This window comes from Levilactobacillus zymae DSM 19395 (assembly GCF_001434115.1).
Taxonomy (GTDB): domain Bacteria; phylum Bacillota; class Bacilli; order Lactobacillales; family Lactobacillaceae; genus Levilactobacillus; species Levilactobacillus zymae.
Map to the genome: position 1 here is coordinate 49,827 of NZ_AZDW01000033.1, position 16,548 is coordinate 66,374.

Consider the following 16,548-nt stretch of genomic DNA (forward strand, 5'->3'; position numbering starts at 1 on the left):
TAGCTTGAATTGAATGCATTTTAAAAACGATAAAAAAGGCGCCTGAGTCCGGCAACCGCCGGCTCAAGCATGGAGGGAAACAATTACCATGACGGAAGTAAAGCAATATCCCGGCGACGACTATGACGTCATCGTCGTAGGGGCCGGGCACGCCGGTAGCGAAGCCGCGTTAGCCGCTGCGCGAATGGGCAACCAGACCTTGTTAATGACGATCAACCTCGATATGGTGTCGTTTATGCCATGTAACCCGTCGGTTGGGGGGCCAGCCAAGGGCATCGTGGTCCGCGAAATCGACGCACTGGGCGGTGAAATGGGTAAAAACATCGATAAGACCTACGTCCAGATGCGGATGCTCAACACCGGGAAGGGGCCGGCGGTGCGGGCCTTACGGGCGCAAGCCGATAAGCACGCCTACCACGCCGAAATGAAGCACACCATCGAAAAGGAACCCAACCTGACGCTACGCCAGGGAATCGTTGACGATTTGATCGTTGAAGACGGCGAATGTAAAGGGGTCATCACCAACACCGGGGCGCGTTACCGGGCCAAGGCCGTGGTGATTGCCGCCGGGACCGCCGCTCGCGGGAAGATCATCATCGGGGAACTGATGTATTCGTCCGGTCCGAACAATTCCCAACCCGCCAACAAGCTGACGGCCAACCTGCCCAAGTACGGTTTCGAGCTGGAACGGTTCAAGACCGGGACGCCGCCACGGGTGGACGGTAACACTATCCATTACGACGAGACCGAGGAACAACCGGGAGACGAAAAGCCCAACCACTTCAGTTTCACCACGCCGGACAGCGCCTACTTAGACCTGAAGAACCAACTGTCCTGCTGGTTGACCTACACCAACACCAAGACCCACGAGATCATCAAGGCCAACCTCGACCGCGCGCCGATGTTTACCGGGGTGATCGAAGGGGTCGGGCCGCGGTACTGCCCGTCCATCGAAGATAAGATCGTTCGGTTCGCCGACAAGCCGCGGCACCAACTCTTCTTGGAGCCAGAAGGCCGCAACACCGACGAATGGTACGTTCAGGGGCTGTCGACCTCGATGCCCGAAGAAGTCCAACAGAAGATTCTGCACTCCATCCAAGGCCTCGAGGACGCCCAAATGATGCGTCCGGGCTACGCCATCGAATACGACGTCGTGGCACCGTACCAATTACGGCCAACCTTGGAAACCAAAATCTTAAAGAACCTGTTCACGGCCGGTCAGACCAACGGGACCTCCGGGTACGAAGAAGCGGCTGGTCAGGGGCTGTTAGCCGGCATCAACGCCGGGTTACGGGCCTTAGGCAAGCCAGGCTTCACGTTGAAGCGTTCGGATGCCTACATTGGGGTCATGGTCGACGACTTGGTTACCAAGGGTACCAAGGAGCCGTATCGCCTGTTGACCAGCCGGGCCGAATACCGGTTGATCTTACGGCACGATAACGCCGATCTGCGGTTGACCGCCAAGGGGCACGAACTAGGGTTGATCAGTGACGACCGCTACCAAGCCTTTCTGGACAAGAAGGCCGCTATTCAGGCCGAAATCGACCGCTTGAACACGATTCGCATCAAGCCTAACGACGCCGTGAACGCTTTTATCGCCAGCCACGGCGACAAGCCGTTACAAGACGGGGTCACGGCCGCCGTCTTCTTACGCCGGCCGTACGTGGACTACCAGACGTTATTGGACTTCATCCCGGCACCGGAACAGCCATTAGACCGGCACATCATTGAGGAAATCGAGATTTCCCTGAAGTACGCCGGTTACATCAAGAAGGCCGAGGAAAACGTGGTCAAGTTGAAGCGGATGGAAGCCAAGGCCATTCCGGCCAACATCGATTACGATGCCATCGACGGCTTAGCCACGGAAGCTCACCAGAAGTTGAAGAAGATTCAACCCGAGACGTTGGCCCAGGCCAGCCGGATCAGTGGGGTCAACCCCGCCGATATCGCCATCCTGAGTGTCTATATCGAACAGGGAAAAATCGCGAAAACCAAGTAAGTAAGTGGGGACTGTGAACTAGTACGGTTCCCTACAACTAAACTTTTAAAAAAGAGCAGTTATCCCAAAATGGAATAGCTGCTCTTTTTATTATTAATAATCAGTTATTAATAATAAAAGTCGGGTTGCCACCACCAGCTAACCCGGCACAGAGTTGAAATATACAAAAAATTTACAAGGTCTTTGCAAAAACGAAACACAGCGTTGATATGCTAATAACCACAGTGAATGATTCAGTAACGGCGAAGGTCGCTGCCGAAGCTCCACGATGACGGGACAGCGCTGAGCATTGTGATTGACGGGGATAATCACGATTGGTTTGGCATGGCAGTTGATGGCCATTCGTTTTTGTGATCGTGTACCGCCATGGGGCGCGGACGAGATTCCGGCGACCTTCACTGGAGTTATGCCACTGCGGGAAATGAACTGAGGAGGAGAATTACCTGATTATTTCGGTTCTCACCTAGCATGAGGGGAGAGAACCGCGACTCATTGGTAGCAGTCCATTGTGTTAACTGGGGGTGGACCGTGTGTGTCCAACCCGTCTAACGGTTAGCTTCCCATCCATCCGGGTGACCATCATGAGTGGTGGTGGTCACCCACTCATCCCAAAAGAAAAGCGGCACCCGGTGAGGGGGTGCCGCTTTTTGTGGTTCAGTTTGCGAGGGCTAGTTAAGCAGTTTTACCGCGCAGGTGGCCTAAGCCCCAACCCAGGACAGCGCCCACCAAGGCGGGCACGGCCCAGCTAAAGCCGTTGGCCGCAAAGGGCAGGTGGGCGTTGGCCGCTAAAATGGCTTGGCACCACCCGGTCGCTTGCCAACTAGCGGGGAGGGCCCCCGCCGCGGACCCGATGGCTGGCAACAGGGTGAACAGAATCGTGAACCCGAAGAGCCAGCGGGACGTTCCCAACAGGGGGGACAGGACCGCCAGGACGATCAACGCGATCGCTAACGGGTAAAGGAACATCAGGACCGGTGTCGAGTAGGCAATCAAGCGGGTCAACCCCACGTTAGCGAAAAGGCAGGGCAAGAGAGCCGCGAAGCCGGTCAAAACGTTGTAGGGAATCCGGGGAAACAGGTCGTGCATGGTGTCGCCGAACGCCGAAATCAGGCCGATCGCCGTTTTGAGACAGGCGATGATCACCAGTAGGGCGAGCAGACCGTTACCCCAGGTCCCGAAGTAGTAGTGGGCGATTTGGGCCAACGTGACCCCGCCGTTAGCGGCCGGAGCGAAATGCCCCAGACTCATGGTCCCAATCAGTGCCAGCAGGGTGTAGATGACGCCCATCAGGACCATACTGATGGTGCCGGCCTTGATGGTGTCTTGGGCAATCTGCCGGGGGTCCGTCACTCCGAGGGCGCGAATGCTGTCGATGACCACGATGCCGAAGGCCAGTGCGGCCAACGCATCCATGGTGTTATACCCCTCGGTAAACCCGCTCAAAACGGGGCTAGTGGCGTAGGCGCCGTGGCCCGCGCCACTGATGGGCCCCAGGGGATGAAGCAACGCGGCGCCCATGATGATGGCGAGCAGTCCCAGAAATAGGGGGGTCAACCACTTACCGATATAGGTCATGAGTTTCCCGGGGTGCCGGGCGAGTAACCAGGCCACGAAGAAGAAGACCACCGAGAAGACGGCTAACGTCAGCGTTTGCGCGCCCGAAGAAACGAACGGGACGATGCCGATTTGAAAGGACGTGGTGGCCAGCCGTGGGACGGCGAAGAAGGGCCCCAGGGTCAAGTACAGCAGGATGGTAAAGGCGTAAGCGAACGGCCGGTTGACCTTACTGGCCAGGTCAAAGACCCCGGCACTACGGGTTAACCCCATTCCGGTGACGCCCAGTAAGGGCAACCCAATCCCGGTCAGTAAAAGACCCAAGATGGCTGCCCAAACGTGGCTACCGGCTTGTTGCCCCAGATAAATGGGGAAGATCAGGTTGCCGGCACCGAAGAACAATCCGAAGAGCATGGTGCCGATAAACCCGGTTTCCCGCCAGGTAAGACGAGTTTTCAAGATAATCGCAACTTTCTATTTAAAGTGTAAAACCCCTACTATCTTAGCAAACTGAAAGAAAAACGCTAGTCCCAAAACGGACTAGCGTGAAGTTTCAGTTTAACGGTCGGCCACGGTGAACCGGGTCTGGTGGTGTTGCGGGGTGGTCAGTTCGTCGAGAATGGCGACGGCCATGGTACCCGCAGAGGTGCCCGATTCGCCTTGAGCGTTGGTCAGCAGCTCGTCGGTACCCTGAATGGCGGGGACGGCGGGACCGGGATGGAAGTTCGCGGCCGGCGAGACGCCGACCCAGTTGACGTTGGTCACGGTCCGTAAGAAGGTCAGTTCGGTCAATTGATTCTGCGGTACGCTCACGAAGGCGGCTGCTTGCGGATCTTGTTCGATATCACGGACGAACAGGTGCTGGTCCGCACCGGTCGTCAGACTGCCGGCGCCCAGGATGAAGGCGAGACGTGGCTGGGTGGTCGCGCGTAACTGGGCCACCAGGTGCGTGGCCAGGTCGACGTGGCGGTAGGCCTGCGCCGGGGCCGTGGCAAAGGCATCGATCACTGCATCGTAGGCGGTGAGGTCGGCCGTCGTCAGGGCAAAGGCGTCTTGCACCTGGGTGGTCAGCAGGTCGTTAGCCGGCAATTGGGCCAACTTTTCGGTCGACCGGGCTAAAGCGGTGACCTGGTGGCCGCGGTCTAAGGCCTCGGTGACCAGGGCGGAACCGGCCATTCCCGTCGCGCCGATAATTAGAATCTTCATGAACGAATTCCTCCTTAAATTAACGATGGGATTAGTATAATGACTTTCCCAACGAAAACCAAGAATTTAGGCGGGGAGTCGCCCCGAATGTTTCATGTGAAACATCGTTAGTCCGTCAACCAGGGCGCGGTCAACGTCAGGTGTTGCGTCAATTCTCTCTCGGCGTCCCGGTGAGTGCGACGTTCCTGATAGCGTTGCTGGTAACCGGCACACAGGTAGCATTGTTCGTCGGTCTCCGGTTGGATGCTAGGTAATGCCGGGGCGTCCGGGTTATCCAGGACGTAGGTGATGAAGCAGGTAAACCCTAAGAAACGTTTACCGGTAGTCAGGTTTTCCCCAATCACCTTGACGAAGACCTCTAAGGAGCGTTTACCGGTCCCGGTCACGTAGGCTTCGAGACACAGGGAATCGTCGAGGCGGAAGGGCGCTAAAAAGTTGACGTGGTCGAAGGCGGCCGTGACCACGGTCGCGTGGGTCAGCCGCACGGCGGCGACCGAGGCACTGTCGTCGACTAACGACAGGATCTTCCCGCCGAAGACGGTTTGATGTTCGTTTAAGTCGGGTTCGAAGACCCGGTGAGTTGTGACCATTAGGGTTTGGTTGCAGGTTATTGGTTGAGACGTTGACAAAATAATCACCTCATAAGTTTGTGAAATCGCTATCTCCATTCTACCAGAGCGGCCCGATGAATACCGATAAGTTACAGGATTATTAATTTTTCACAATAACTCAAGTGTTTAGGGGGAGCTTTGCCGGTGGCTTTGCTATACTGGGGGCAATTAGAACTGAAGGGGTGATGAGGGTGAATTATCATGGTGAACCGTTGGACTTGATGCCAACGTTAAATTTGACCCAAATTCGGCCGTTGCTGGAATGCACGCTGAGTTTGACGCGACCGATTGACGTTGACCGGCTACAAGCTGCCGTGCGGGCGACCCAAGCCGTTGTCCCTCAGATTCAGGGGCGCTACAATGTGACCTGGAACCGTTTTGAAGTGGACGAAGCCCTTGAACAGCAACCCGTGATCGAAGAATACCCGGCCAGCCACGATCCGGAACGGGTTCGGCTCGACGTTTTGGCGGGCCCCCAACTCAAGGTTCAGGTTATTCACCATGCCGGGTACGACCGGGTCCGGTTGGCCATGAGCCGCCTGTTGACCGATGGTGAAGGATTCAAACACTATCTCTACTTATTGTCGGCGGCTTACGCGGGGGATGACCTGACGCGTTTCGTGAACGAACGTAGCGGGCGGCGCATCGTGAGCTATCTGCGCCATCCCCACCGGCCGTTACCCACGTTAAACGACTTGATGCAATCGGGCGAACCCTTTCCGACGTTGAGCGGGGACGTGCATCACCACCACGGGGAGACCGTGATCTCGCGGTTAGAGACTCGCCGGCTCCAGCAAAAGGCCCGCCAAAGTGGGGTGACCCTCAATGCGGTCCTCCTGGCGGCTTACGCGTTAGCATTGGCCACGTTGACCGGCGATCGGCACTTGGTCATTCCCGCCCAGGTCGACTTACGCCTTCACGGTCCCGTGGCGGCGACTAACGTGGTCCAGGTCGCCAACCTGACCAGCGAGATGCCCATTCCCATTACGGTCAACGACTTGGCGACCCTCGAAGATGTGGTCCAGCAGGTGCAAGCAACGCTCTCCGACTTACACGAGCGCCTGGCCTACCTCACGCCGTTGGTCGAAATCAACCGGATGAGTCGGGCGCTGCCCCCGCAGATTGTGCGGCGGTTAGCCGGTAAGTATCGGCCCACGGCGGCGATTTCGTTTGCGAATTTCGGGCGCATCGATCAAGCCCGGTTACAGTTTGCCGGGAGTCGGGTCTCGCAGGTCTACTTTGCCGGCGCCTATCAGACCATGCCCTATTTCCAACTCACGGCCAGCGGGTACCGCGATGCCTGGACCCTGGCTTTTCGGATGTTGGGTTCGGAACCGGACTACCAATTAGGGATTAAAATCTTAAAAAACGTGGCGACCCAGTTAACCCAGTGGGTCCATTAGCTGACCAAGCGATCCGGTGACGGGTCGCTTTTTTCTGTCATATTAAAAAATTACGTCAATTAAATAATCAGGGGGACCTAGTTTAACTCTTGATATTAATTTAGTAATATCAAGGAATTACGGCGAAAAAGTCGTTTCTCCACGAATACTGACCCGAAAATGCCCCTTAAACTTACCGTGGAGATTCCTTATGATGAAGGGGTGAATTAAATTAAGCCATAGTCGAGGAGGCCCAATGAATGATGGAGATAGATGAAAAGTTATTAAGTGGGGTGTATCGTGAAATTTATCGGGCGGAAGGGCCCAAAGTGCTGGAAGATCTTTTCCAAATTTTTCGCGGCAGCACCGTTAATTTCCCACTGCACATGAATGATAAGACGCAGGCGAAGCTGTACGTGCAGACCCATCCCCAACAGGATGCTAAGAACCTCGCGAGTTTGCTAGGCTACAATGTCCGGACGATTCGGACGTGGCGGAAGTCCGGTCCGGATCAACCTGAAGTATAAGTCAAAAATCAATGATCGTAAGTCACCAAACCGGGCGGGCCTGAGATGCGGCCGCTCGGTTTTTGGCGTGGTTTGACAAGAGAAATGGCGCCATGCTACATTGTGGGTGATTTAGAGAGGAGACGCTTTAAGATGCAGCTAGGACAATTGGTCACCATGCGGATGGGCGCGAATCAACGGCGGCTATCGAACGGGGCCGCGGCGCAACGGTATACCTATCAGGACCTGTTAGCCGACCTGGCGGCGCCCACCGCGGTGTGGCCGACTGCCGACCAACCGGGCACCTGTCACGCGGTGCAATCGGATGACTTGGTGTTTAGCTTGATGCGCAATCGACTCGCGCCGGTGAGTCCCCGCACGGTGGGGAAGGTGTTGACCCAGAACTTCGTGGGATGGCACCTGACGACGACCCAGGTCACGCCGCAGTACCTGTGCTACTGCTTGAACCAGGCCACGGTCGTTCGGCAGCAGTTGGAACGCCTGCAGGGCGGCGATCCCACCGCCAAGTTATCTTTGAGTCGGCTACAACACCTCGATATTCCCATCTTGCCCCTCACCGAACAACGCCTGTGGGGGCGCCTGTACTTTAACGTCGAGCGCCAGCGGGCGTTACGGGCGCACTTAACGACGTTACAAACGCAGGTCTTACAAGGCCTTGCTGGTCAAGTAACGCCTCTTTAGGATCGAATCTGGGGCCAAAGTTTCAGGCTCTTTTTATCTCCGAATATCTGGTGTTGAAACGTGCGGAAAAAGGCAGCTGGCTCCGCTTAACCCCGTAAGCCAAACAATCCAAGTTCAGGATTGTCCGTCTTACGACGTTAATGCTCACCAGCTAACCGCCTTCTGCCCCACTCTTTTCGTTGGTTTTCTTTTTTGCCGTAAAAGCCTAAACTTTATGAAGGAGGTTTTTTGCATGCAGAAGAGAGAAACAACCCTGTCGCGCCGGACCATTTTACTGATGGCGGTGGTGACGGGGGTCATTGTGGCCAATCTGAACTTCATTCAACCGATTGAAAACTTGATTGCCACGGACTTTCAGTTAAGTAAAGCGGTGGTCGGTGCCCTGGCGATGGTCACCCAGCTGGGCTACGCCTTCGGATTGTTATTGATCGTTCCCTTGGGTGACATCTTTGACCGGTATCATCTGATCCAGGTCATGATGGTACTGTCGATCGGGTCGTTACTGTTGGCCTACTGGGCGCCCAACGCCGGAGTCTTCGCGGTAGCCACCACGTTGGTGGGAATCACCTCGGTCGCACCGCAAATCATCATTCCCTACGCCGGCTACCTCGCGCCCACGTTGCAGCGGGGGAAGGTCTTGGGCATCGTGTTGAGCGGCCTACTGACGGGGATCTTACTGTCGCGGTCGTTTAGCGGGTTACTCGGGAGTTGGTTGCCGTGGCAGGACATCTACCTGATTGCGGCGGGCATCGACCTGATCTTTCTCCTGATCGTCCATTACCGGTTGCCCCACGATGCGCGAGGCCATCAAAACCTGCGTTACTGGCCGGTGATTCGCACGTTGCCCCGGCTCTTCTTGCGCCAACGGGCCTTACGCGGGTCGGCCATCAACGGCTTTTGCTTGTTCGGGATGTCGAACGTCCTGTGGTCGACGCTGGCCTTCTACCTGGCGGCCCAGTACCATCTGGGCAGTAACGTGGCCGGCCTATTGGGCCTATTAGGCATTGCGGGCGTCTTAGCGGCCCCCATGATTGGGACCCTGGTCGATCAACGCTCGCCGCGGCTGACCATCGGGTTGAGCATGTTGTTTTCGGGCATCGCCTTCGTGATTTTCTGGGGGCTTGGCGCCTGGATGATTGGCTTGATCGTGGGCATCGTCTTACTGGACCTGGGGACGCAGTTTAGTCAGGTCTCCAACCAGGCCATTGTTCAGTCGTTGAACCGGCAGGCTAGCAGTCGCAACAATTCCGTCTTCATGTTCAGCTACTTTCTGGGCGGGTCCGTCGGAACGCTGAGTGCGACTTGGGCCTGGAGTCAGGCCGGTTGGCTGGGCGTGTGTGGCGTGGCCGCGGTCTTCTTGATCCTGGCCGTGATCGGGCACCTGGTCATTGGCGAACCAGCCCAGTTGACGACCGAAACGGACGCTTAAACTAATATAGGAAGTAACGGGGCAGGGCCCAAGCGCCAGCCCCGTTTTTTTCTGGGCACCCCCGTGAAACCGGTAGCCGGTTTGTGGTATGCTAAATTGATGATTTCACAAGGAGGCAACGGCATGACGATTAAATTAGTGGCGTTTGACATGGACGGCACGTTTCTTAACGACCAAAACACTTACAACCACGCGCGGTTTGCGGACCTGCTGACCCGGTTACGGGCCAAGGGGATTCGGGTGGTGGCTGCCAGCGGGTCGCAGTACCAGCGGCTCCAAACGCAATTCCAAGAATTTCAACACCAGATGGACTTCGTTTCCCAAAACGGTGCGGTGGTCCACAGTAACGGGCGGCCGCTGATTGTCACGGCCATGCCAGCTGCGGCGGTGGCGGCCACGCTAAACGTGATCAACCACCAATTTTCCGCCACGGACATCGCCGAACACATCGTGGTGGGGGTCAAGTCGGCCTACGTCGATGACCGGATCTCGCAGGCCGCTTACGACCTAACGCACCGCTATTACGACCACCTTAAGTTGGTAGCCGACCTCCCGACCGTGACGGCCCAACGCCTGGACGACCAGATCACCAGTATCGGCGTGACCTTCCAGCCGTCCGTGGATTTCCTGCGGGTGATGACCACGCTGCGGCAAGCGTTGCCGGCCGAATTAGCCAGCCAGACGTCCGGCTTTAATACCGAATTGATCAGCGAAAGCTCGGTCAACAAGGCCGCCGGGTTGCGCCAGTTGCAGGACAAGTACCAGATTGCCGACGACGAGGTCATGACCTTTGGCGATAATGAAAATGACCTGAGTATGTTGCGGCTGACCCCGTACGGTTACGCGATGGCCAACGCCACCCCGGCCGTGAAAGCGCAGGTGACCCACCATACCGGGACCAACAACGCCGAAGGGGTCCTGGACGTCTTGGCCACTTTAGTCTAATTTCAGAAATTGGTCTAGTAGACCAGTTTTCGCAAACCCGATTTTTCATGGAAGCATGAAGAACCGGGTTTTTAAATTGGCAAATAAAATTAATTTATTGAAAGCTTTTACGAGAACGGTAAAAAAACACTATATTAAAAATATAAAACGTGAACAAGGGAGTGGGTTAACCATGAAACATCGTTTAAGTACGACATTTATCTTTATTGATATTTGGACGAGAAGACACGTTCTTTTAAGGACGTGATGAATTGCTTTAACTTTTTCGTATATTTGTAAACCGTATTACTAGTAAAGCGGACGTATACTAATATCGGAACAGTTACTTGAACAACCCTGAGATAGGCGCCACGAAAGGTGATGATTCGATGCTGAAAGGCATCAAGCTTCGTCTGTACCCGACTCGAGCTCAAGAAGGCCAGTTATGGCAATTGTTTGGCAATAATCGCTTTGTCTGGAATCAAATGTTAGCGATGGCCAAGGCTCGGTATAAAAATAACCCGAGTAGTCGCTTCATCAATGAATATGGTATGGATAATCTGCTCAAAACGCTCAAAAATGAATATCCCTTTCTCAAACTAAGTGATTCAACTAGTCTACAGGTCGTGAATCATCAATTAGCGCAAGCTTTTTCGATGCTGTTCAAACATCGTGGTGGTCAACCACGCTTTAAATCACGTCGGTCAGCTAAACAGGCGTACACTGGCCGCTTTCCTGCTAGCACACAGTTAGTGTTGGCTAAGCGTCGAGTCAAATTACCAAAACTCGGTAGTATTAAGACTAGTAAAACGGGTCAGCTGATCAACGGCCTCGTTAAACGCTATACAGTTAGCCATGACGCTACGGGACGTTACTATTTGAGTTTACAAGTTGAATTTCCGGAGCCTAAACCACTTCCTAAAACCGGTGTTCAAGTGGGCATTGACTTGGGCGTAGCTGACCTGGCGATTACTTCTGACGGCCAGAAATATCCCAAATTCCAAGCATTCTGGGAAGAAAAGCAAGGAATTACGTGGCAACGAAAGTTTGACCGTCGTAAACATCAAGCCAAGGTCAACGTGATTCAGTGGAACCATGATAAAGTTCACCTGATTAAGTTGGAACTCAATGACTATAAAAACTGGCAGCGAGCTAGACAAATCAAGGCGCGCTACCAGCGCAAACTCGCTAATCGGCGTAAAGACTACTTGAGCAAACTGACGACCCAGTTAGTCAAAGCCTACGACGTGATCGTGATTGAAGATTTAAAAGTCAAGAATCTGATGCACAATCATCACCTGGCCAAGTCAATTGCCAATGCCAGTTGGTACCAGTTTCGAACCATGCTAGCTTACAAGTGCCAGTGGTATGGAAAACAACTCATTGTGGTGAGTCCTAACTATACCAGTCAACAATGTGCTAGCTGTGGGTTTCAAAGTGGTCAGAAACCGCTTGAGATTCGCGAATGGACTTGTCCCCACTGTGGGACGCATCATGATCGTGATATCAATGCGGCTATTAATATCCTACATAGAGGACTAAAAACGGTCTAATAAGAACCATGGGGCTAGGGACTAGCCTTGGTAAGAGAGTTGAGTTCTGTGAGTTAGGTACTCGGAATACCGACATAACAGCCTAAACACTCCTCAATGTTCCCAGAATCTCAGTCGTTCACGGCCGAGTAGTTCATTTCTTGCCGCAAGTCTTCATTAAAGGCTTCGGGTTCGCTGAAAGCAGTGCCATCTGGATCTCCGTGGGGATTGGGATCGTGAACTTCGTGGTCACCATCCTGGCAACGGCCATCATGGATAAATTCGACCGCAAGAAGCTGCTGACCTTTGGTTCCGTGGTCATGGCCGTGTCGTTAGGCATTCTGGCCGTGATGAACTTTACCATGAGCATTCACGCAACGGCCATCCCGACCATGATTCTGATTGGGATTTACATCTTCGGATTCGCCATTTCTTGGGGGCCGATTGCTTGGGTCCTGATCGGGGAAATCTTCCCGTTGAGCGTGCGGGGAATCGGCTCGTCCATCGGCTCGGCGGCCAACTGGATCGGAAACTTCTTGGTTTCCCAGTTCTTCTTGGTCCTGCTGGATGCCTTTCACAACAACGTTGGTGGCCCGTTTGCCATCTTCGCCGTGTTCGCGGTCTTATCGCTGTTTTTCGTGCACTTCTTGGTTCCCGAAACCCGGGGCAAGTCGCTGGAACAGATTGAAATGGATCTGCGGCACGATAACTAAACTAGGAACAATGACGGAAACGATTGCCGCGCCACCGACACAGTGGCCAACGATCGTTTCTTTTTTTGGCTGAAATCGCCAATGGCGGCCACGTGATTTTCTGCTAAAGTTGACCCTTATTGGCAAAAAGAGAGGAAGCTCGCACCATGACAAAATTGACACGACAACTGGGCCTCGTGACCCTGATTTTACTGGGATTAGGCGGCGTCACCACGTCTGCCACGGCTAGTGCCCGGATCACCACTAAATCGCCACTAGCGGCGACGGAAGCGGCCTATACGGCGGCGGTCACGGCCAGCGTTACGGAGACCGAACCCACGGCCGTGCGCCCCGCTTACCAGCACGTGGTTCGGGTCCAAACGCATCGCGCCCAACAGCTCAATCCCTAATGTCTAGACCCAAAGAACGCCCAACTCCGAATCGAGTTGGGCGTTCTTTTAAATGATTACATGACGTATTGTTTAGAGAATTTGAATCTTGTGGGCGTAGCAGGTGTCGATCATGTCTTGGGGCCAAACACTGGCTTGGACTTCGCCGACGTGGGCCTTACCCAATAGGAGCATGCACAGCCGCGATTGGCCGATCCCGCCCCCGATGGTGTAGGGGAGTTCGCCGTTCAACAACATCTTGTGGAACGGTAGAGAAGCCCGGTCTTCGGCGTCGGCGTCCTTCAATTGGGCGCGCATCGATTCTTCGCTGACCCGGATCCCCATGCTGGAGATTTCAAGGGCGTGTTGTAAGGGTTCGTACCAGAAGAGGATGTCGCCGTTTAATTGCCAGTCATCGTAGTCGGGGGCCCGGCCGTCGTGACGTTTACCACTCTTGAGCTTGCCACCGATCTGCATGAGGAAGACGGCGCCGTAACGCTTGGTGATGGCGTCTTCGCGTTCCTTCGGCGTTAAGGTCGGAAATTCGTCTTCGAGTTCCTGGGTCGTGACGAAGTGAATATCGTCGGGTAAGTGGTGAACGGCTTCGGGGAACTTGTACCAGACCTCGTGTTCCATGTGCTTGATGACCTTGAAGATGGTCCGCACCGTGGCTTCGAGGGTCGCCGTGGTCCGTTCTTCCTTGGCGATGATCTTTTCCCAGTCCCATTGGTCGACGTAAATCGAGTGGATGTTGTCCAGGTTTTCGTCCTTCCGAATGGCGTTCATGTTGGTGTACAGGCCGGTGTGCATCTTAAAGCCGTACCGCTTCAAGGCCAGCCGCTTCCACTTGGCTAAGGAGTGGACGATTTCGATGGTCTTGCCCGGCATGTCCTGCATGGTGAAGGAAACCGGCTTTTCGACCCCGTTCAAGTTATCGTTCAACCCGGTGCCCTTTTCGACAAACATGGGGGCGGATAACCGCGTTAAATTCAGTTCCTTCCCAAATTCATCTTGGAAGGTTTCGCGGATGTAGCGAATTGCCTTTTGCGTTTCAATCACGTCTAATTTTGGATCGTAGTCCTTGGGAATAATTAAGTCCATAAGCGCACACTCCTTAAATTTTAAAATCGACTTTATCACAAAATAAAAAAGTCTCCCGTCCCTAATACAGGGACGAAAGACTTTTCGCGGTACCACCCAGATTGCCTATCTCAAATAGGCCACCTCAAATAAGAGCACAACCATGCTCCACCGCTGGTAACGTACCGGTCAACGTCTAAACCTACTCTCCGCTCGGGATTTCAGCCAGAAACCTAAGAAAGGGTTATTCAGCTAGCTCAAGGTCTGGGTTGGGTTTTCACTAGTCCCAATTCACTGTCAGGATGAAGAGGCTTACTCTGCTTTCTTTTCGCTTTTATCTTGTTGCCAATAACAATAGCACTAAAAAATAAAAAGTAAACGGGAAATTTGAAATTAATTAGAGTTATGGCTAATTTTTAATGATTTATGGGGGCCCCGGAACCCGCAAATAACCTAGATTTGACGGGGATTCGCCGTTAATCTTCGGGTCTAGAAAAAAATTTACTTAAAATCTAGTGGAATTGGTCTATACCACGGCGGATTGGTCTAGGGAAAACCAGGTCAATTTAGGGCAGCAGGGGCAAGACCTGATCGAGGGTGGTCACCATCTGGGTGGGGCGAACGGCGGTGGTGGGGGTCGCCTGGTCGCGGTTGACCCAGATGGACGGCCAGCCTAGTTGGTCGGCGGGCACGATGTCACTGGCGTAGCCCTGGGCGATGTGCCAATGATTCGTGGCGGTCAGGCCGTATTCCTGCGCGATGGTTCGAAAGAAGTGCAGGTCCGGCTTATAGGCGTGGACGTCCTCGGCGGTCCAGACGTCAAACGGCACGGTCAACGCCGCGGCGTTAGCGGCAATGATGTCCCACGACGAATTGGACATCATGATCAGGTGGTAACCGCGCTGTTGGAGGGTCTTGAGCGTTGCAATCACCTCGGGAAACGGCATCAGGCTACGGTGAGCAATCAGAACGTCGACGTAGTAGCGTTCAAATTGATGTTCCAGGCCGAATTGATAATCCAGGTGAATTAGGTTGTTGCGGGTCAGAAGCGCGTAATCCAGGTAGGGGTGCATGTTGTTGCGGTCGTCCTGGTAGGCGATGAAACGCTGGCGAGCCAGCTTAGGGGCCACGCCAATCTTAGTGGCGGCCGTTTCGATGGCGGCGTAAGTGGCTTCTTCGTTTAACAGGGTACCGTAACAGTCAAAGGTGAGGTATTTTTGAGACATTTGATCAGCTCCTTAATCACCATCAGTATAAACAAAAAACTGCCGGTTGCCCGACAGTTTCATGGAATATCAATCAATCTTTAAAATTATTCAGCGTCGTAAGCAGCTTGGAAGATCTTGATGATGTCTTCCTTGGTTCCCTTACGAGGGTTGGAGAAGGCGTTGCCGTCCTTCAAGGCGTTTTCAGCCATCAGTTCGAAGTCTTCTGGCTTAGCACCGATTTCCTTGATGGACTTTGGAATACCAACGTCTTGGCTCATCTGCTTCATGGCCTTGATGGCTAATTCGGCAGCGTCACGCGTGGATAAGCCGTCGGTATTTTCACCCATGATCTTGGCTAATTCAGCGAACCGTTCTGGGCAGGCGATGATGTTGTATTCTTCCACGTATGGGAGTAACAGCGCACAGCAGACACCGTGAGGCGCGTCGTATTGACCACCTAATTGGTGCGCCATGGCGTGGACGTAACCCAAGTTGGCGTTGTTGAAGGCCATTCCGGCTAACATTTCGGCTTCGACCATCTTGGTCCGGGCTTCCAGGTTGTGGCCGTTCGCAACGGCTTCACGTAAGGACGTTTCAATCAACTTGATGGCTTCCACACATTGGGAGTCGGTGATTGGGTTGTGGTCCACGGACACGTAAGGTTCGATAGATTGCACGAAAGCGTCCATCCCGGTCGCGGCCGTTAAGCCCTTTGGCACGTCCAGCATCAACGATGGGTCGTTGAAGGAGACCAACGGAATGTTCCGCCATGAAACGACCACGAACTTTAAGTGGGTTTCTTCGTTGGTGATGACAGCGTGACGGGTCAGTTCGGAACCGGTCCCGGCAGTCGTGTTTACGGCGATCAATGGTGGTAAGGCCTTGTCGAGCGTTTCGATGCCGGCCAACTTGGTGATGTCATCACCGTTGGTCAAGATAATGCCGGCACCCTTACCAGTATCGTGGGCGGACCCACCACCAACCGTGATGATGGAGTCGGCACCGGAGTCTTGGTAGAGCTTCTTAACTTCTTTGATGTTGCGAATCTTCGGGTTGGGTTCAACGTTGTTGTAAACCACGTAATCAACCCCGGCGGCCTTCAATGACGCTAAGGTCTGTTGAACGGCGCCACCCTTTAACCCTTCGAGGAATTTGTCCGTGACGATCACGGGCTTCTTCATCCCCAACATTTTTGCACGTTCACCAATTTTAGTAATTACACCAGGGCCAAAAAAGTTGACACTGGGCATCAGAAAATCATAACTACGTTCAGCCATTATCCTGAATTATTCATACCTTCCAAAAAAGTCGTCAGTTTTCATGTTTTTCAAAAA

14 protein-coding genes and 1 pseudogene are annotated in these 16,548 nt (G+C 53.9%); 9 read left to right on the forward strand and 6 right to left on the reverse strand.

The features are described from left to right. Positions 1–88: 88 nt before the first annotated feature. Positions 89–1,999 carry a tRNA uridine-5-carboxymethylaminomethyl(34) synthesis enzyme MnmG gene (mnmG, locus tag FD38_RS07770; protein ID WP_057732978.1) on the forward strand — a complete coding sequence of 637 codons (1,911 nt, stop codon included), beginning with the start codon at positions 89–91 and terminating at the stop codon, positions 1,997–1,999. Positions 2,000–2,671: 672 nt separating this feature from the next. Here the strand turns inward: mnmG and brnQ are convergent. The 3 genes from brnQ to FD38_RS07785 all read right to left on the reverse strand — a co-directional run bounded on the left by brnQ (position 2,672) and on the right by FD38_RS07785 (position 5,349). Next, entirely contained in the window at positions 2,672–4,012 is a 1,341-nt protein-coding gene (gene brnQ / locus FD38_RS07775; RefSeq protein ID WP_057732980.1) for a branched-chain amino acid transport system II carrier protein, read from the reverse strand. Between the two features lie 99 nt (positions 4,013–4,111). Next, complete coding sequence (locus tag FD38_RS07780) at positions 4,112–4,759, reverse strand: NAD(P)-dependent oxidoreductase (protein ID WP_057732982.1); 648 nt, start codon at positions 4,757–4,759, stop codon at positions 4,112–4,114. 107 nt (positions 4,760–4,866) lie between these two features. Beyond that, complete coding sequence (locus FD38_RS07785) at positions 4,867–5,349, reverse strand: acyl-CoA thioesterase (RefSeq protein WP_225430795.1); 483 nt, start codon at positions 5,347–5,349, stop codon at positions 4,867–4,869. A gap of 206 nt (positions 5,350–5,555) precedes the next feature. Here FD38_RS07785 and FD38_RS07790 point away from each other — a divergent pair, with 206 nt between their 5' ends. From FD38_RS07790 to FD38_RS07825, 8 genes and pseudogenes are all read left to right on the forward strand, one after another. Next, positions 5,556–6,773 carry a condensation domain-containing protein gene (locus tag FD38_RS07790; protein WP_225430794.1) on the forward strand — a complete coding sequence of 406 codons (1,218 nt, stop codon included), beginning with the start codon at positions 5,556–5,558 and terminating at the stop codon, positions 6,771–6,773. A 239-nt stretch (positions 6,774–7,012) separates the two neighbouring features. Next, the gene (locus FD38_RS07795; protein WP_057732988.1) at positions 7,013–7,279 is read left to right on the forward strand and encodes a hypothetical protein; all 267 of its coding nucleotides are present in this window, start codon (positions 7,013–7,015) and stop codon (positions 7,277–7,279) included. A gap of 132 nt (positions 7,280–7,411) precedes the next feature. Then, positions 7,412–7,960 carry a restriction endonuclease subunit S domain-containing protein gene (locus FD38_RS07800; protein WP_057732990.1) on the forward strand — a complete coding sequence of 183 codons (549 nt, stop codon included), beginning with the start codon at positions 7,412–7,414 and terminating at the stop codon, positions 7,958–7,960. 232 nt (positions 7,961–8,192) lie between these two features. Then, on the forward strand, positions 8,193–9,389 hold the full coding sequence (locus FD38_RS07805) for an MFS transporter (RefSeq protein WP_057732992.1): 1,197 nt from the start codon (positions 8,193–8,195) through the stop codon (positions 9,387–9,389). A 123-nt stretch (positions 9,390–9,512) separates the two neighbouring features. Next, a complete protein-coding gene (locus FD38_RS07810) occupies positions 9,513–10,334 on the forward strand; it encodes a Cof-type HAD-IIB family hydrolase (RefSeq protein ID WP_057732994.1) in 822 nt (273 codons plus the stop codon). A 368-nt stretch (positions 10,335–10,702) separates the two neighbouring features. Next, positions 10,703–11,866, forward strand: a complete 1,164-nt coding sequence (locus FD38_RS07815; protein WP_057732995.1) for an RNA-guided endonuclease TnpB family protein — start codon at positions 10,703–10,705, stop codon at positions 11,864–11,866. Between the two features lie 128 nt (positions 11,867–11,994). Then, a pseudogene (locus FD38_RS07820) lies at positions 11,995–12,558 on the forward strand (MFS transporter); the annotation flags it as partial. 146 nt (positions 12,559–12,704) lie between these two features. Beyond that, entirely contained in the window at positions 12,705–12,947 is a 243-nt protein-coding gene (locus tag FD38_RS07825; protein WP_057732997.1) for a hypothetical protein, read from the forward strand. A 72-nt stretch (positions 12,948–13,019) separates the two neighbouring features. Here FD38_RS07825 and asnA read toward each other — a convergent pair whose 3' ends face one another. The 3 genes from asnA to FD38_RS07840 form a co-directional block, all read right to left on the reverse strand. After that, positions 13,020–14,027: an aspartate--ammonia ligase gene (asnA, locus tag FD38_RS07830; RefSeq protein ID WP_057732999.1), complete on the reverse strand. Its 1,008-nt coding sequence runs from the start codon at positions 14,025–14,027 to the stop codon at positions 13,020–13,022. A gap of 545 nt (positions 14,028–14,572) precedes the next feature. Then, on the reverse strand, positions 14,573–15,232 hold the full coding sequence (locus FD38_RS07835) for an HAD family hydrolase (RefSeq protein WP_057733001.1): 660 nt from the start codon (positions 15,230–15,232) through the stop codon (positions 14,573–14,575). An 86-nt stretch (positions 15,233–15,318) separates the two neighbouring features. Next, complete coding sequence (locus tag FD38_RS07840; protein ID WP_057733003.1) at positions 15,319–16,491, reverse strand: iron-containing alcohol dehydrogenase; 1,173 nt, start codon at positions 16,489–16,491, stop codon at positions 15,319–15,321. Between the last annotated feature and the right edge of the window lie 57 nt (positions 16,492–16,548).